Origin of the sequence: Limobrevibacterium gyesilva, assembly GCF_025989185.1 — a bacterium.
GTDB lineage: Bacteria > Pseudomonadota > Alphaproteobacteria > Acetobacterales > Acetobacteraceae > Limobrevibacterium > Limobrevibacterium gyesilva.
The window spans coordinates 256,368-273,444 of sequence record NZ_JAPDNT010000003.1; the positions used below are offsets into that span (position 1 = coordinate 256,368).

At 68.3% G+C, this 17,077-nt stretch carries 16 protein-coding genes; 10 read left to right on the forward strand and 6 right to left on the reverse strand.

Annotation, left to right across the window (positions count from 1 at the left end; all coding sequences use genetic code 11):
- Nucleotides 1-10: 10 nt before the first annotated feature.
- Genes OL599_RS07190 through OL599_RS07220 form a run of 7 tightly spaced genes read left to right on the forward strand, consistent with a single transcriptional unit; the run spans nt 11 to nt 7,330 of the window.
- Complete coding sequence (locus OL599_RS07190) at nt 11-1,324, forward strand: aromatic ring-hydroxylating dioxygenase subunit alpha (protein ID WP_264712990.1); 1,314 nt, start codon at nt 11-13, stop codon at nt 1,322-1,324.
- The gene (locus tag OL599_RS07195) at nt 1,321-1,803 is read left to right on the forward strand and encodes an aromatic-ring-hydroxylating dioxygenase subunit beta (RefSeq protein WP_264712991.1); all 483 of its coding nucleotides are present in this window, start codon (nt 1,321-1,323) and stop codon (nt 1,801-1,803) included. The genes OL599_RS07190 and OL599_RS07195 overlap by 4 nt, the downstream gene beginning before the upstream one ends.
- A gap of 7 nt (nt 1,804-1,810) precedes the next feature.
- On the forward strand, nt 1,811-3,427 hold the full coding sequence (locus tag OL599_RS07200) for an AMP-binding protein (protein WP_264712992.1): 1,617 nt from the start codon (nt 1,811-1,813) through the stop codon (nt 3,425-3,427).
- A complete protein-coding gene (locus OL599_RS07205) occupies nt 3,424-4,590 on the forward strand; it encodes a thiolase family protein (protein ID WP_264712993.1) in 1,167 nt (388 codons plus the stop codon). Before OL599_RS07200 ends, OL599_RS07205 begins: the two co-directional genes overlap by 4 nt.
- The gene (locus OL599_RS07210) at nt 4,587-5,813 is read left to right on the forward strand and encodes an SDR family NAD(P)-dependent oxidoreductase (RefSeq protein WP_264712994.1); all 1,227 of its coding nucleotides are present in this window, start codon (nt 4,587-4,589) and stop codon (nt 5,811-5,813) included. The genes OL599_RS07205 and OL599_RS07210 overlap by 4 nt, the downstream gene beginning before the upstream one ends.
- 21 nt (nt 5,814-5,834) lie before the next feature.
- On the forward strand, nt 5,835-6,608 hold the full coding sequence (locus OL599_RS07215; protein WP_264712995.1) for a cyclase family protein: 774 nt from the start codon (nt 5,835-5,837) through the stop codon (nt 6,606-6,608).
- Nucleotides 6,608-7,330, forward strand: a complete 723-nt coding sequence (locus OL599_RS07220; RefSeq protein ID WP_264712996.1) for an SDR family NAD(P)-dependent oxidoreductase — start codon at nt 6,608-6,610, stop codon at nt 7,328-7,330. The genes OL599_RS07215 and OL599_RS07220 overlap by 1 nt, the downstream gene beginning before the upstream one ends.
- A gap of 56 nt (nt 7,331-7,386) precedes the next feature.
- Here OL599_RS07220 and OL599_RS07225 read toward each other — a convergent pair whose 3' ends face one another.
- From OL599_RS07225 to OL599_RS07245, 5 genes are all read right to left on the reverse strand, one after another.
- Nucleotides 7,387-8,280, reverse strand: a complete 894-nt coding sequence (locus OL599_RS07225; RefSeq protein WP_264712997.1) for a dihydrodipicolinate synthase family protein — start codon at nt 8,278-8,280, stop codon at nt 7,387-7,389.
- Nucleotides 8,281-8,325: 45 nt separating this feature from the next.
- Nucleotides 8,326-8,958: a LysE family translocator gene (locus tag OL599_RS07230; protein ID WP_264712998.1), complete on the reverse strand. Its 633-nt coding sequence runs from the start codon at nt 8,956-8,958 to the stop codon at nt 8,326-8,328.
- 158 nt (nt 8,959-9,116) lie between these two features.
- Nucleotides 9,117-9,512, reverse strand: a complete 396-nt coding sequence (locus OL599_RS07235; RefSeq protein WP_264712999.1) for a RidA family protein — start codon at nt 9,510-9,512, stop codon at nt 9,117-9,119.
- Nucleotides 9,509-10,054, reverse strand: a complete 546-nt coding sequence (locus OL599_RS07240; RefSeq protein ID WP_264713000.1) for a MarR family winged helix-turn-helix transcriptional regulator — start codon at nt 10,052-10,054, stop codon at nt 9,509-9,511. The genes OL599_RS07235 and OL599_RS07240 overlap by 4 nt, the downstream gene beginning before the upstream one ends.
- On the reverse strand, nt 10,054-10,854 hold the full coding sequence (locus OL599_RS07245; RefSeq protein ID WP_347403192.1) for an SDR family NAD(P)-dependent oxidoreductase: 801 nt from the start codon (nt 10,852-10,854) through the stop codon (nt 10,054-10,056). Before OL599_RS07245 ends, OL599_RS07240 begins: the two co-directional genes overlap by 1 nt.
- Nucleotides 10,855-10,916: 62 nt before the next feature.
- Between OL599_RS07245 and OL599_RS07250 the strand changes: the two genes are divergently transcribed.
- On the forward strand, nt 10,917-13,253 hold the full coding sequence (locus tag OL599_RS07250) for a bifunctional salicylyl-CoA 5-hydroxylase/oxidoreductase (protein WP_264713002.1): 2,337 nt from the start codon (nt 10,917-10,919) through the stop codon (nt 13,251-13,253).
- Here the strand turns inward: OL599_RS07250 and OL599_RS07255 are convergent.
- Entirely contained in the window at nt 13,237-14,862 is a 1,626-nt protein-coding gene (locus OL599_RS07255) for a benzoate-CoA ligase family protein (RefSeq protein ID WP_264713003.1), read from the reverse strand. The genes OL599_RS07250 and OL599_RS07255 overlap by 17 nt on opposite strands.
- Nucleotides 14,863-14,965: 103 nt before the next feature.
- On the opposite strand from OL599_RS07255, the gene OL599_RS07260 reads away from it, so the two are divergent.
- Together OL599_RS07260 and OL599_RS07265 are read left to right on the forward strand one after the other, a co-directional pair.
- On the forward strand, nt 14,966-15,745 hold the full coding sequence (locus OL599_RS07260; RefSeq protein WP_264713004.1) for an SDR family NAD(P)-dependent oxidoreductase: 780 nt from the start codon (nt 14,966-14,968) through the stop codon (nt 15,743-15,745).
- An 80-nt stretch (nt 15,746-15,825) separates the two neighbouring features.
- The gene (locus OL599_RS07265; RefSeq protein WP_264713005.1) at nt 15,826-17,073 is read left to right on the forward strand and encodes a sarcosine oxidase subunit beta family protein; all 1,248 of its coding nucleotides are present in this window, start codon (nt 15,826-15,828) and stop codon (nt 17,071-17,073) included.
- The last annotated feature ends 4 nt before the right edge of the window (nt 17,074-17,077 follow it).

Here is a 17,077-nt window from a genome sequence, read left to right on the forward strand (position 1 = left end):
GAGGACGGCCATGCCGGGGTACAACGGCAACCTCGACGCGGTGCGCGCCCTGGTCCGCGAGACCGAGGTGCATCGCGACGTCTACACCGACCCCGAGGTGTTCGCGCTGGAGATGGAGCACGTCTTCGCCAACACCTGGGTCTATGTCGGCCATGCCAGCCAGATCCCGAATGTCGGTGATTTCTTCACCACCACGATCGGCATCAAGCCAGTGGTGATGGTGCGCCATTCCGACGGCAGCGTGCGCGTGCTGCACAACCGCTGCCCGCACAAGGGCACGCGCGTCGCCAACGAGATATGCGGCAATACCGGGCGGTTCTTCCGCTGCCCCTATCACGCCTGGAGCTTCCGTACCGACGGGAGCATCGCGGCCATTCCGCTGCCGAACGGCTACGAGAACACCGACTTCAAGGACAGCGCGGCAGCCCAGGGCATGGCGCCGGTCCGCAACACGCAGGTCTATCGCGACTTCGTGTTCTCCCGGCTCGCCGAGACCGGAATCTCGTTCGAGGATTATTTCGGCGAAAGCCTGTCCAGCCTCGACAACATGATCGACCGCTCGCCCGTGGGGGAGCTGGAAGTCGCCGGCGGCGTGCTGCGCTACTTCCATCGCTGCAACTGGAAGATGCTGGTCGAGAACCTGACCGACACCTGCCACCCGATGGTGGCACACGAGAGCTCGGCCGGCACGGCGGTGGCGGTGTGGAAGCAGCAGCCGGAGGGCACGCCGAAGCATCCGGCGGTGGAGATCTATGCGCCTTTCGTCTCGCCCTATCAGTTCTACGAGGGCATGGGCATCCGCATCTGGCCGAACGGGCATGGCCATACCGGCGTGTCGCATTCCATCCATTCCGACTACTCCGCGATCCCCGGCTATTTCGAGCAGATGGAAGCGGCCTATGGCGCGGCGCGGGCGAAGGCGATCCTGGACACGAACCGCCACAACACCGTGTATTTCCCGAACATGACGATGAAGGGCCCGATCCAGGCGCTGCGCATCTTCAAGCCCGTGGCCGTGGACAAGACCATGGTGGAATCCTGGACCTTCCGCCTGGTGGGCGCCCCGGACAAGCTGCTGGAGCGCACGCTGATGTACAGCCGCCTGATCAATGCGCCGACATCGCCGGTGGGCCACGACGACCTGGAGATGTACGAGCGCGCGCAGGACAGCCTGCACAGCGACGCCAATCCGTGGGTGAACATGCAGCGGCTCTACGATCCGGCCGAGCTGGACCAGCCGACGGCGGTGGCAAACGGCACGACGGAGTGGCAGATGCGCAACCAGTTCCGCGCCTGGCGGCATTTCATGAGCGCCACCCCGTGAACGCACCGAGCGAACAGGACCTGATCGGCTTCGTCCTCCACGAGGCCCGGCTGATCGACGAGCAGCGCTTCGACGAATGGCTCGATCTGTTCACCGACGACGGCCGCTACTGGATGCCGCTGGAATACGGCCAGACCGACCCGGTGCTGCACAACTCGCTGTTCTACGACGACAAGCTGCTGCTGCGCATTCGCGTGGAACGGCTGAAGGGGGCGAAGACCTACAGCCAGAAGCCGAAAAGCCGCTGCCATCACGTGCTGCAGACGCCGGTGGTCGATGCGATGGACCCCGACGGCAACCGCTATCTGACCTGGACGCCGTTCCATTACCTCGAGACGCGGCAGGACGAGCAGACACTGTTCGCGGGCTGGAGCCGCCATCACCTGCTGCAGGTTGACGGCACGCTGAAGATGAAGCTGAAGCGCGTGGATCTCGTGAACTGCGACAGCGCTTTCGGCAATATCCAGCTGTTCATGTAGGCGCCGCGTGTCCGAACCCGTCACTGTCCATGCCGCCTTCCTGGCTGCCGCCGCGCGCTGGGCCGATCGGCCGTTCCTCGACATCCTGCCGGAAACCGCCGCCGCCTACGGGATCGAGGCCGGCGAAATCACCTATGCCCGGGCGGCGGCGCGCGTTGCCGCGCTGGCGGGCGCATATCGTGAAGCGGGCTATGGCAGCGGGCACCGCGTCGGCCTGCTGCTGGAGAATCGGCCGGCCTTCTTCCTCCACTGGTTCGCGCTGAACGGGCTGGGCGTCCCCGTGGTGCCGATCAATCCCGATCTGCGCGCGGCCGAGCTGGAATATCTCGTGGGCCATTCGGACATGGTGCTGGCCATCGCCATTGCGTCGCGCCAGGCCGATCTGCGCCGTGCCGCTGCGGCGATCGGGCGCGACATTCCCGTGATCGGGCCCGACGATGCGCCCGCCGCTGCCCCCTTCCCTGGCGCGGCGCCGCCCACCGATCCCGCGGCCGAGGCGGCACTGCTCTACACTTCCGGCACCACCGGCCTGCCCAAAGGCTGCGTGGTGTCGCAGACCTGGTTCCTGGAATGCGGGCGCTGGTATGGCCGCCTGGGCGGGTTGTGCACGCTGCAGCCGGGCAGCGACCGGATGCTGACGCCGCTGCCGTTCTTCCACATGAACGCCATGGCCTGCTCGACCATGGCGATGGTGATGTCCGGCGGCTGCCTGATCCCGCTGGACCGGTTCCATCCCACCACATGGTGGGACAGCGTGGCCCGCGCGCGCGCCACCATCGTGCACTGCCTGGGCGTGATGCCGGCCATGCTGATGTCCCTGCCGCCGTCGCCGCAGGAACGCGCGCATGGCGTGCGCTTCGCTTTCTGTCCGGGCCCCGATCGCCGCCTGCACGCCGCCGCCGAGGCGCGCTTCGGCATCCCGCTGATCGACGCCTGGGCCATGACCGAAACCGGCGCCGGCGCCGTCGTCACCGCGAACCACGAACCGCGCCGCATCGGCGAAAGCTGCTTCGGCCGGACGGAAGACTTCATGGAAGCCCGCATCCTGCGCGACGACGGCAGCGATGCTGCCAGCGACGAACCGGGCGAGCTGCTGGTGCGCCATGCCGGGCCGGACAAGCGGTTCGGTTTCTTCACGGAATACCTGAAGGACCCGGAAGCGACCGCCGCCGCATGGGCCGATGGCTGGTTCCACACCGGCGACATCGTGCGCCGCGACGCCGGCGGCGACATGTATTTCATCGACCGCAAGAAGAACGTCATCCGCCGCAGCGGCGAGAACATCTCAGCCATCGAGGTGGAAGGCGTGCTGCAGCAGCACGCTCTGGTGCGCGCCGCCGCCGTGGCCGCGGTGCCCGACCCGGTGCGGGGCGACGAAGTGCTGGCCTGCATCGTGGCGCACGCGAAGCCCGCGGACAGCGACCACGCGGCGCGGGAGATCGTGTCGTGGTGCCTCTCCCGCCTCGCCTACTACAAGGCGCCCGGCTACGTCGCCTTCGTCGACGCGCTACCGCTGACCTCCACCAACAAGGTGCAGCGCGGCAACCTGAAGGAGCTGGCGCAGCGCCTCGTCGCCGATCCCGCCAGCGTGGACACGCGCGCAATGAAGAAGCGCACGGCGTGAGCCTCCGCGCCGCCTATGACGGCGTGGTGGCGGCGGTGCCGGTCACCGTGCCGTATGAACGCTATTCCATCCATGGCGCGCATTGGTGGATCGGCCGGGCGCTGCACGAGGCCGTCCGCGTGGCGGGCCTGCGCCCGCGCGACATCGACGGGCTCTGCGTTTCCAGCTTTTCGCTGGGCAACGACACGGCGGTGGGGCTGACCCAGCATTTCGGCCTGTCGCCGCGCTGGCTCGATCACATCCCCATGGGCGGCGCGGCCGGCGTGGTCGGGCTGCGGCGGGCGGCGCGGGCGGTGCAGATGGGTGACGCGGACATCGTCGCCTGCGTGGCCGGCGACACCAATGCGCCGGACTCGTTCCGCCGCATGCTCGCGGGCTTCAGCCGCTTCGCCGCGGACGCCAGCTACCCCTACGGCGCCGGTGGCCCGAATGCGAGCTTCGCTTTGCTGACAGACGCCTATATGCGCCGCTACGGCGCCACGCGGGAGGATTTCGGCCGCATCTGCGTGGCACAGCGGCAGAACGCGCTGTCGTTCCCGCATGCGCTGATGAAGCGGCCGCTGACCATGGAGCAATATTTGGCCGCGCGCCCGATCGCCGACCCGGTGGCGCTGTTCGATTGCGTCATGCCGTGCGCCGGGGCCGAGGCATTCCTGGTGATGCGCGAGGACACCGCCCGCGCCATGGGCCTTCCCGGCGTGCGCGTGCTCGCGACCATCGAGCGGCACAACGCCTTCCCCGAAGACCCCATCCAGTTGCGCGGCGGCTGGGCGATGGATTGCGGCGAGCTTTACGCCATGGCCGGCCTCACGCCCGACGGCATCGACGTGGTGCAGACCTATGACGACTATCCCGTGATCATCATGCTGCAGTTCGAGGATCTCGGCTTCTGCGCCAAGGGCGAGGCGCCCGCGTTCGTGCGCCATCACGACCTGACCTGCGGCGGCACGTTCCCGCACAACACCTCCGGCGGGCAGCTCTCGGTGGGCCAGGCGGGTGCGGCTGGCGGCTATCTCGGCCTGGTGGAGGCGATGCGGCAGATCACCGGGCAGGCGCTCGGCGCGCAGGTGGCGGGCGCGAAAACGGCCTTGGCGGCGGGGTTCGGCATGATCAACTACGATCGCGGCCTGTGCTCGGGCGCCGCGATCCTGGCGGCCGCATGACCGCGAAGCTGCCGCCGCCGCAGCGCAAGAACCCGCTGCTGCCGACAAGGCAGCCGTTGCTGCCGCCATCCTCCCGCAGCCGCACCGCGCTCGGGCTGACCGCCGCGGCCGCGGAGGGCCGGTTCGCGCTGCAGGTCTGCGCCGATTGCGGCGCGGTGCAGTATCCGCCGCGCGAAGCCTGCCATGCCTGCCTGGGTGCGAACCTGCCCTGGCGGGAGGTGCCCGCCGGCGGCGCACTGATCGCCGAAACCACAGTGCGGATCACCGCCGATCCGTATTTCCGCCAGCGCACGCCCTGGCGCACCGGCATCGTGGCGCTGGATTGCGGCCCCAGCGTCGTCGCCCATCTGCACGGCGATGTCGTGCCGGACGGGCGGGTGCGGATGACGTTGCGGCTCGACAAGTCCGGCCAGGGCGTCATGCTGGCGCTGCCCGGCCAGGACACGCCGGACATGCAGGACGACAGGCAGATGCGGGAAATGACCTGCGACCCCAAGGGCCGCCGCGTGCTGGTCACCGACGGGCGCAATGCCTTCGGCCAAGCCATGGCGCGCGCCTTCATCGATGTGGGCGCGGCAGGCGTGTTCGTGGGCGTTGCCGACGCCTGGAAGCCGTTTCCCGGCCAGGATAAGCTGGCCGGCGAGGTGGTGCCGCTCGACATCACCGACACCGACAGCGTGCACCGGCTGGCGGCATCGCTCGGCGGGCGGGTGGAGATCCTGGTGAACACTGCCTTGCATGTCCGGCCGGGCGGCATCCTCGACCGGCGCGACACGGTGACGGCGCGCGAGGAGATGGAAGCCACGTATTTCGGCCCGATGCGGCTGGCGCAGGCGTTCGGCCCGGTGCTGCGCTCACGCGGCGCGGATGGCACCCATCCCGCCTGCGCCTGGGTGAACATCCTGTCCGCCTACGCGCTGGCGCCGACGCCCACCTTCGGCGCCTTCGCGGCAACGCAGGCGGCGGCGCTGTCGCTGGCGCACAGCCTGCGCGCCGAGCTGCGGCCGTTGCGGGTCGTCAACGCGCTGGTCGGGCCGCTGGACGACGAATGGCACCAGGCCGTGCCGCCGCCGAAAGTGGCGCCGGCGGCACTGGCCGCTTCGGTGCTGCGCGCGCTGCGCGACGGCATCGAGGATCTGGCGGTGGGCGACATCGCCCAGGACCTGCTGGCCCGCTGGAAGGACAACCCCACCACGCTGGCGCGCGAGCTCGCGGCCGGCTGAACGAACAGGGAGAACGACCCGATGACCCAACTCGCCGCCTTTGCCGCCGAGCTGCTGGCCGGCCGGATCAAGGTGATCGACCTGACGCAGACGCTGTCGCCGGAGTTCCCGACGATCGCCCTGCCGCCCGAGTTCGGCCAGTGCGCGCCGTTCCGGCTGGAAGAGATCTCCCGCTACGACAGCCGCGGCCCGGCCTGGTACTGGAACAACTTCTCCTGCGGCGAGCACACCGGCACGCATTTCGACGCGCCGATCCATTGGGTGTCCGGCAAGGACCTGGCGAACAACACCACCGACACCATTCCCGCGCAGAACTTCATCGCCCCGGCCTGCGTGATCGACTGCGCGCGCGAGGCGGCGGCGAACGCGGATTTCGTGCTGACCGTGGCGGTGATCGAGGCATGGGAGGCGAAGCACGGCCGCATTCCCGCGGGCAACTGGGTGTTCCTGCGCACCGACTGGTCGAAGAAATCCGGCGCTGCCTATGCCAACCTGCAGGCGGACGGCGCGCATACGCCCGGCCCGGACCCCGAAGCGGTGCGCTTCCTGGTCGAGCAGCGCGACGTGCTGGGCTTCGGCGTGGAGACCATCGGCACCGATGCCGGCCAGGCGCATCATTTCACGCCGCCCTATCCCGCGCATTTCTACATGCACGGTAAGGGCCGCTACGGGCTGCAATGCCTCGCCAACCTGGACCGGCTGCCGCCCACCGGCGCGCTGATCGTGAGCCCGCCGCTGAAGATCAAGGGTGGCTCGGGCAGTCCGCTGCGGGTGCTGGCGCTCGTGGCCAGCTGATGCACACCGCACTGGTCACCGGCGGATCCTCGGGCATCGGTGCGGAGATCTGCCGGCAGCTGATCGACAGCGGCTATCAGGTGGTGTCGCTCGCGCGCAACGCGCCGGACTTCACCCATGAGCGTCTGCACGCGGTGCGCGTGGACCTGATGGATGCGGAAGCGACGCGCGAGGTGGCCGAGGAGCTGGCCGGCCGCTTCGAGATCAGCCACATGATCCACAATGCCGGCGTGATCCGCCCCGCTTTGCTTCCGGCAGTGCAGCAGAAGGATCTGCACGACCTCGTGCAGTTGCATCTGGCGGCGCCGCTGCTGCTGGTGCAGGCGGCATTGCCGTCGATGCAGGAGGCCGGGTTCGGCCGCATCGTGCTGCTGTCGTCGCGCGCCGCGCTGGGGCTGGAGACGCGGACCGCCTATTCCGCCACCAAGGCCGGCATGATCGGGCTGGCGCGCACCTGGGCGCTGGAGCTGGCGCCGTCGGGCATCACCGTCAACGTGGTCGCACCCGGCCCGATCGCACAGACGCAGATGTTCCACGACGTGATCCCCGCCGGCAGCGAGCGCGAGGCGAAACTGGCGGCGAGCATCCCGGTGCGGCGCCTCGGCCGCCCGGCCGACGTGGCCCGTGCGGTTCTGTTCTTCGCCGCACCGGAAAGCGGCTTCATCACCGGCCAAACGCTGTTCGTCTGCGGCGGCGCCAGCGTGGGCAGCATAACGATCTAGTCGATAGGCGCCCAAGTCACGGGCCGGATCAGGCCGGGCTTTGAAGCCCGCTGCCATCAACTCAGGCCCAGGTTTCTGATCGTGGTGGCGACCTTCTTTCGAGCCGGTTCTGCCAGGGGCAGAATGGGCCTGGGCGGCACAGCGCGGCAGATGTCGAGCAGGTCAGCCGCTGCATAGACGACGCGCAAGCTGGAAAACTCCCTGAAAAGTTCCCACAGCGGCTGAAGCCGCGCGTTCAGCCGCCTGGCCTCCGTGGCATCCTTGTCGCGGACGGCTTGAACAATCTGCATGCAGATTTGCGGAAAGAGCCCGGCTGCAACGCTGTACCAGGCGTCGCCCCCAGCCAGCAGCGCCTCGACGGCGTTCAGGTCCACGCTGAAGCCAACGGAGAAGCCGGCCGGGACGGCGCAGCGCAGCTCGGCAAGATGAGTGGCCACAGCGCCCGCATCCGGGGCCGGGCTTTTCACGGCCACGACGCCGGCAAGATGACTGATGCGACCCACGAGTGCCGGGCCGAATGTAAAGTGGGTCGTGCCCGGATTGTCGTAGATGCACAGGGGCAGCTGGCTCGCGCGCGCCACGGCGGCGAAGTGCTCAAACACCTCGTCATCGTTCAGTGGCGTGTAGGATACGGGGGCCAGCAATCCGGCCGTCGCGCCAGCGGCTTTCGCATCCTGGGCGAGCCGCACGGCATCGTCCGTTCGAAGGGCGCCGACACCTACCAGGAGCGGTGTTGTTCCCCCCGTCGCATCAACGGCGACCTCGATCGCGCGACGACGCTCTTCCCGCGTGAGATAAGGGTAAGAGCCAGTGCTGCCGAGCAGACCGATGGAATCCACCTTCGCTGCGAGCAGACGCCCCAGGAGAGTACGCAGGGCAGCAGTATCGACCTTTCCGTCCGCACTGGCTGGCGTGATGGGAAAGGCGGAAACACCTGTCATGAACGTCATGGTCGTACTTCTCGTGGGGGAATGGAAACCACCGGCTTTGCCCGATCAGCTCTTTTGCAGGGCGAGGTGCGTGCCCAGCCCAATGAGGACCGCCCCGCCCGTGCGCTGCACGAGGCGTTGCGTCCGGCTCGATCGCCGCACTCTTGAGGTCACCATATCTGCCAACATGACCGCGACCAGATCCGCCATCGAGAACATCATGTTGACGATGGCCCCAAGCACGACGAGTTGGACCGATAATGGGAGGCGCGCCGATGAATCAGCAAACTGGGGCAGGAACGCGAGATAGAAGATGGCGGCCTTGGGGTTAAGAACTTCGACCGTAACGCTCTCGACGAACGCCCGCCACCCGGACCTGGGTCTGCTGCCGGTCGCGGTATCGTCGCCCGAACTCCTGGCGCGAAGGAAAGAAACGCCGAGCCAGACGAGGTATCCTGCGCCGAAGAGCTTCACTGCCATGTAGAGCACGGGGACGGCGTGGAAGATGGCGGACAGCCCGGCCGCAGCCGCAATGACGTGGACATAGCCGCCGAGGTGAATACCCAGCGAGGCCATCAGGCCAGACCAGCGCCCGCCCGCCATGGTCTGCGCCGCAGCGTAGAGCATGGCAGGCCCTGGGATGAACGCGAAGATGGCTGCGGTCGCCAGGAAGGTCAGCAGCAACTCAGGTGAAGCCACAGGGTGCTCCTTTGCTGCGGACGAGATAGGGTCAATGCGGTCTAATGGGAATGACCGATTTTACATCATCAGGACAGACCAATTCGGACCGCCAGCGAATTTCCCGCCCGGGTCAAGAATGACGTGATCCTCGGGCACCGGGCGCCCGATCCCATCCATTACGCCGGCAGGATCGCCACCGCCTCGATCTCCACGCAGGCCTGCGCTTCCACCAGCGCCGACACGCCGATCACCGCCATGGCCGGGAAGTTCCGGCCCATGATCTCGCGCCATGCGGCGCCGATCGCCTTGCCGCTGGCGCGGTAGGCTTCCATGTCCGTCACATACCAGACCACGCGCGCGATATGCTCCGGCCCCGCCTTGGCTTCCGCGAGGATCGTCAGGACGTTGCGCAGCGCCTGCGCGGTCTGCCCGACCAGGCCCTCGGCGAAGATACCCTCGGCGTCCCAGCCGATCTGGCCGCTGACCAGGACGAAAGTGCCGGTGCCCATCATGGCGTTGGCATAGCCTTTCGGGCGCGGCCAGGACGGCGGTTGCAGTACGGTCAGCATCATTCACCCTTATCCTGGCTCTTGCGTACGTCGATGCCATCCCGGACCGATTGCTTCATCCGGCTCAGCAGGCGCATCAGAAGGCGAATATCGGCGTCCGACAAGCCGTCGAACAACGCGGCGATCCAGTCGGCGTGCTGGCTGGCCATTTCCGCGAAGGCGCTGTGCCCCGCCGGCGTCAGCCGCACGAAAGCGGCGCGGCGGTCGGCGGGGTGCGGCACGCGCTCCACCAGCCCCAGTTCCGCCAGCCGCTCGACGAGCCCGGTGATGTTGCCGTTGGACACCATCATGCGGCGCGACAGTTCGCCCAGGGTCATGCCGTCCGGCGCCTTCTCCAGCTGGGCCAGCAGGTCGAAGCGCGGCAAGGTCACGTCGAAGCGTTCGCGCAGGCGGGTGCGGATCTCGCCTTCGATCATCGTGGTACAGGTCAGCAGCCGCAGCCACAGGCGCAATTCGTCCTGGTGGTCGCTGGGGCGTTCCTGGGCCCGGGTCTCGGCGTCCAGCACCAGGTTCGCCGAGGGCTCCTCTTCGTGGTCCAGTTCCATCACATCACCTCGCCACCGGCGACCGCGATCGCCTGGCCGGTCATCGCGCCCGATGCCGGGCCGCACAGGAACAGCACCGCGGCCGCCACTTCCTCGGGCGCCACCAGGCGCCCCTGGGGATTGCTGCGCGCAAAGGTGGCGCGCACTTCCTGCTCGGTCTTGCCGGTCTTGGCCACGACCTTCGCCATGCTGTCGGCCAGCAGGTCCGTCTCGGTATAGCCCGGGCAGACCGCGTTCACGGTCACGCCGGATTTCGCCGTCTCAAGCGCCAGCGCGCGGGTCAGCCCGACCACCCCGTGCTTGGCAGCGACATAGGCGGCGACATAGGGATATCCCGTCAGCCCCGCGGTCGAGGCGACATTGACGATCCTGCCCCAGCCGCCCGCGAGCAGGCCCGGCAGCACCGCCTGCGTGGCCTGGTACACCGCGGTCAGGTTCACCGCGATCATGCGGTCCCAGGCGTCGCGCTGCAGCTTTCCGAACGGGGCCGTTTCCACCGCACCGGCATTGTTCACCAGGATGGACAACGGCCCACGCGCCGCCTCGGCCCGCGCCACGGCGGCGGCGAGGGCCGCGGCATCGGTGACGTCGGCCTGCGCGAAGCCCGCCGCGTCGCCTTCGGCCAACATTGCCGCCAGTGGCGCGGGGTTGCGGCCGAGCACAGTCACGACGGCGCCAGCCGCGGTCAATGCGCGCGCAATGGCGGCCCCGATTCCGCGTCCCCCTCCGGTAACCAGCGCATGGCGCCCGGCCGGATCCATCTTCCCTCCCGCTTGCGTCGTCCGGGCGCATCCCAACATTGCACCGCCGATCTTTCAAGCCTAAAATGTTTTCAGGCGATGGTCCCTTGGGAGCAGCGGCAATGCGGATTGCGATTCTCGGCGGCGGCCCGGCTGGGCTTTATTTCGCCATCCTGATGAAGAAGACGTGGTCGCAGTCCGATGTGACGGTCTACGAGCGCAACCGGTCCGACGACACGTTCGGCTTCGGCGTCGTGTTCTCGGACGCCACGCTGGAGACGTTCGAGAAATACGATTACGAAAGCTACCAGGCGATCACGCGCAATTTCGCCTATTGGGATGACATCGAGATCCGCTTCAAGGATACGCTGCACCGCATCGGCGGCAACGGCTTCTGCGGCTGCGCGCGGCGCACGCTGCTGATGCTGCTGCAGGACCGGGCCAGCGCGCTGGGCGTGAAGCTGCATTTCCAGACCGAGATCAAAAGCATCGACGAGGTCGCCGATGCCGACCTGATCATCGCCGCGGACGGCATCAACTCTTTCGTGCGCGAGACCTTCAAGGCGCATTTCCGGCCCGAGATGGACCTGCGGCCGAACCGGTTCGCCTGGATGGGTTCGACGAAGCCGCTCGACGCCTTCACTTTTTCGTTCCGTGAGACCGAACACGGCGTGTTCATCGCCCATGCCTACCAGTACGAGCCCGGCCACTCGACCTGGGTGATGGAAACCGACGCCGGCACCTTCGAGCGCGCCGGCCTCGGCGCGATGGACGAGCAGCAATCCGCGGCGTTTCTGCAGCGCGTCTTCGCCGAGGACCTCGACGGGCATAAGCTGCAGATCAACCGCTCGCTGTGGCGACGCTTCCCGATGATCCGCAATGCGCGCTGCGTGATGGACAACGTGGTGCTGCTGGGCGACGCCAAGGCCACCGCGCATTTCTCCATCGGCTCCGGCACCAAGCTGGCGATGGAGGATGCGATCGCGCTGTTCGAGGCATTCAAGGCCAATGGCAGCGTGAATGCCGCGCTGCACGCGTTCGAGACCGGGCGCCGCGAGGATGTGGAGCGCATCCAGCACGCCGCCGACGTGTCGCTGGTGTGGTTCGAGCATGTGCGGCGCTTCTGGGGCATGGACCCCACGCAGTTCGCGTTCGGGCTCATGACCCGCTCCAAATCCATCACCTATGACAACCTGAAGCTGCGCGCCCCGGAATTCGTGGCCGATACCGACCGGATGTTCGCGCGCGGCGTGGCCGCGTCCGGCTTCAAGGTGGATGTCGAGACGCCGCTGCCGCCGATGTTCCAGCCGTTCGCGTTGCGCGACATGGTGGTGGCGAACCGTGTCGTCGTGTCGCCGATGTGCATGTATTCCGCGACCGACGGCATGCCGGGCGACTGGCACGTCGTGCATTACGGCGCGCGTGGCATCGGCGGCGCCGGCCTGATGTTCACGGAGATGACCTGCGTGGCGAGCGAGGCGCGCATCACGCCGGGCTGCGCGGGGATGTACACCGACGCGCACGAAGCCGCCTGGAAGCGCATCGTCGATTTCGTGCACGCGCACGGCGAGACTAAGTTCGCGATGCAACTCGGGCATGCCGGGCGCAAAGGTGCGACGAAGCTGATGTGGGAAGGGATCGACCGGCCGCTGGCGGCGGGGGCCTGGCCGATCGTCGCCCCCTCGCCCGTGCCCTACTACCCAGACAGCCAGGTGCCGCGCGAAATGACGCGGGCCGACATGGACCAGGTGCGCGACGATTTCGTGGCGGCGACGCGCCGTGCGCTGCGGGCCGGCTTCGACATGGTCGAGCTGCATTGCGCCCATGGCTACCTGCTGGCGAGCTTCATCTCGCCGCTGACCAACCACCGCACCGACGAGTACGGCGGCGCGCTGGAGAATCGCCTGCGCTTCCCGCTGGAAGTGTTCGACGCCATGCGCGCCGTCTGGCCCAACCACAAGCCGATGTCGGTGCGCATCTCCGCCACCGACTGGGAAGACGGCGGCATCACCGGCGACGACGCGGTGGAGATCGCGCGCGCGTTCTCCCGCCATGGCTGCGACCTGATCGACGTCTCGACCGGGCAGACGACGCCGGAGGCGCGGCCGGTCTATGGCCGCATGTTCCAGACGCCGTTCAGCGACCAGATCCGCAACGACGGCCCGCTGGCGACGATGTGCGTGGGCAACATCACCACCGCCGACCAGGTGAACACCATCCTCGCCGCCGGCCGCGCCGACCTTGTGGCACTGGCCCGGCCGCATCTGGTCAATCCGTATTTCACGCTGCACGCCGCGGCCCAGTACGGCGTCTCGGCGCTGGCTTGCCCGGTGCAGTACGAGCCCGGCCAGTCGCAGCTGTTCCGCACCGCCGAACAGGCGCAGGCGGAGCTGACGGAGCTGAAGCTGAAGGCCAGGCCGAAGACGCACGACCCGGCGCTGCTCAGGGCTGCGGAGTAGCCTCCGTCCGCAGCCGGAAGCGCTGCAGCTTGCCGGTCGCGGTTTTCGGCAGTTCCGTGCGGTATTCGATGGCGCGCGGATATTTGTAGGGCGCGACAGTGGCCTTGACGAAATTCTGCAGCGTCTCGGTCATCGCCGCGTCACCTTCATGGCCCGGCGCCAGCACGACATAGGCCTTCACGATGGCGCCGCGATCCGCGTCGGGCACGCCGATCACCGCGCATTCCGCGACCGCCGGATGCAGCAGCAGCGCGCTCTCCACCTCGGGGCCGGCGATGTTGTAGCCGGAGGAGACGATCATGTCGTCGTTGCGGGCCTGGTACCAGAAATACCCGTCGGCATCGCGCAGATAGGTGTCGCCGGTGACGTTCCAGCCGTCCTGCACATAGACGGTCTGGCGCTTGTCGGCGATGTAGCGGCAGCCCGTGGGGCCGCGCACCGCGAGCCGTCCGATGGTGCCGTCCGGCACTTCGTGGCCGGCATCGTCGATCACCTTGGCCTCGTAGCCCGGCACCGGCCTGCCGGTGGCGCCGGGGCGGATCTCCTCGGGGCGCGCGGCGATGAAGATGTGCAGCATTTCCGTGGAACCGATGCCGTCCATCAGCCGGATGCCGGTCGCCGCCAGCCAGGCCTCGAAGGTCGCGCGCGGCAATGTCTCGCCGGCGGACACGCAGGCGCGCAGGCTGGAGATGTCGGTGTCCGCGAGCTTGCCGAGCATGGCGCGATAGGCCGTAGGCGCGGTGAAGCAGATGGTCGGCCGGAAGCGGGGAATCGCCTGCAGCAGGTCGTCCGGCCCCGCCCGCTCCAGCAGCACCGTGGAAGCGCCGGCGCGCAGCGGGAACAGCACCAGGCCGCCGAGCCCGAAGGTGAAAGCGAGCGGCGGCGAGCCGATGAAACGGTCGCTCGCGCGCGGCCGCAGCACGTTGCCGCCATAGGCGTCGCACACCGCGAGGATGTCGCGATGGAAATGCATGGTGCCCTTCGGCTCGCCGGTGGTGCCGGAGGTGAAGCCGATCAGGCACACGTCGTCGCAGGCGGTGTCGAAGGCCGCGAATGTCGCCGGCGCAGCGGCGATCATCGCCTCCAGACCGTCCGGCGCGTCGGAATTGAAATACACGATCTGCCGCAGCGACGGCGCCAACGGCCGCGCCGCCTCCATGTCCGCGGACAGGCGGCGGTCGCAGAGGGCCAGATGGATGCGGGCCTTCTCGATGGGATAGGCAATTTCCTTCGCGCGCAGCATCGGCATCGTCGCCACCACCACGCCGCCGGCCTTCTGCACCGCGAGGTAGCACGCCACCATCATCGGATTGTTGGCCGAGCGCAGCAGCACCCGGTGGCCCGGCTGCATGCCCAGCCGGTCCACGAGCACGTTGCAGATGCGGTTCACGCGTGCCTGCAACTGCGCATAGGTCAGTCGTTCGGTTGGCGACACCAGGCAGGGCGCATCGCCATGCCCTTCCGCCACCCAGCGGTCCAGCAGCTCGGTCACGCAGTTGAGTCGTGGCGGATATTGCAGCTCCGGCCGGGTGAATACGAGGGCGGGCCACAGCTCGCGCGGCGGCAGGTTGTCCCGCGCGAAACTGTCCATGACGGATGCGACGCTCATCAGTTCCCCCTGGAAACGACGGCCTTGATCTTTCAAACCTAAAATATATGCGCGCGGCGGGTCAACGGCTAGTGTCGCAGCCGAAGCAATGTGGAAACGACGGATGAGCACACAGGATCTGGCTGGAACGACCGCTTTGGTGATGGGCGCGAGCGCCGGCATCGGCGCGGCGGTGGCCGAGGCGCTGGCAGCACGGGGCGCGGCGATCGGCTTGGTGGCGCGCCGGCGCAAGCCGATCGAGGCACTGGCGGCGCGCCTGCGGGCAGGCGGGGCGCAAGCGGTGCCGCTGGTATGCGACGTCGCCGACCACGCGGCGGTGGCGGCCACGGTGCAGGCCGCCGTGGACCATTTCGGCCGGCTGGATCACCTCATCAACAATGCCGGCGTCATCCAGCCGATCGGCCGGCTGCACGAGACGGACCCCGCGCAATGGGCGCAGGCCGTGCAGATCAACCTGACCGGCGTGTTCAATGCCTGCCATGCCGCCCTGCCGCATCTGCTGGCGCGCGGCGGCACCATCGTGAACGTCAGCTCCGGCGCGGCGCACCGGCCGCTGGAGGGATGGAGCGCCTACTGCTCCTCGAAGGCCGGCGTGGCGATGCTGACGCGGGCGTTGATGCTGGAATATGGCGCAGAGGGGCTGCGGGTTTACGGGTTCGCGCCGGGCACGGTGCGCACGGCGATGCAGGTGGCGATCCGTGCGTCGGGCATCAATCCGGTCAGCCGACTCGACCCGGAAAGCCTGATCCCAGCGGCGGCGCCGGCGCAGATCATCGCCTGGTTGTGCACGCCGGACGCGGCCGACTTCCCCAGCGGCGAGCACAGCATCCGCGATGCGGCGCTGCGGGCTCGGGCGGCGCTGCAGATGGAATTCGCGGACTGATGCCGGCGGCCGCACAGGGATGCCCGGATGTGCCATTCTTGCACTAGGCCAAGGGCGCGCCGGCGCGGCATGATGCGCCGATGCGCTATTCCTTCCTGCAACTGCTGAAGCAGGGCCTGTCCGGGCAGACCGGCTGGCCCCCGGCCTGGCGGTCCCCGGAGCCGAAGCGGTCCTACGACGCCGTGATCGTCGGCGGCGGCGGGCACGGGCTGGCGGCGGCCTACTACCTCGCCCGCGTGCATGGTATGCGCCGCGTCGCGGTGCTGGAGCGGGGCTGGCTGGGCGGCGGCAACACCGGGCGCAACACCACCATCGTGCGCTCCAACTACTTCTTCCCCGAGAGCGCCCGCATCTACGACTTCGCGCTGCGGCTGTACGAGGGCCTGTCGAAGGAGCTGAACTTCAACATCATGCTGAGCCAGCGCGGCGTGCTGAACCTCGCGCATTCCGAGCATGACATGGAGCTGATGGCGCGCAGCGTGAACGCGATGCTGGTCAACGGCATCGCCGTGGAGCTGCTCGACGCGAAACAGGTGCGCGCGGAAGTGCCGCTGCTGAATTTCGGCCCTGGCGCGCGCTATCCCATCCATGGCGGCTTCGTGCAGCGGCGCGGCGGCATCGCGCGGCACGACGCGGTGGCCTGGGGCTATGCCCGCGGTGCCGACTCGCTGGGCGTCGACATCATCCAGAATTGCGAGGTCACCGGCTTTCGCATCGAAGGCGGCCGCGTGCAGGGCATCGAGACCAGCCGTGGCGCCATCGCCGCCGGCGCGGTCGGGCTGTCGGTCGCGGGCCATTCCGGCGTGCTGGCGGGGCTCGCCGGCTTCAGGCTGCCGATCCAGAGCTACGCGCTGCAGGCGATGGTCAGCGAGCCGCTGAAGCCGATGCTGAACACGGTGGTGATGTCGCCCGCCACCGGCATGTATGTCAGCCAGTCCGACAAGGGCGAGCTGGTGTTCGGTGGCGGGCTCGACCTGTATCCGTCCTATGCCCAGCGCGGCAACCTGCCGGTGGAGCAGACGGTGGTGGCGGGGCTGCTGGAGATGTTCCCCGCCTTCCGCCGGCTGAAGCTGCTGCGGCAATGGGCGGGCATCGTCGATGTGTGCTGGGACTACAGCCCGATCATCGGGCCCGCGCCGGTGGACGGCATGTACCTGAACTGCGGCTGGGGCACCGGCGGCTTCAAGGCCATTCCCGCCGGTGGCTGGCTGATGGCGCATCTGCTGGCGACCGGCCGACACCACGACATCTCCGCCCCGTTCGACCTGTCCCGCTTCACCACCGGACGGCTCATCGACGAAGCCGCCGGTGCGGCGATCGCGCATTGAGGGG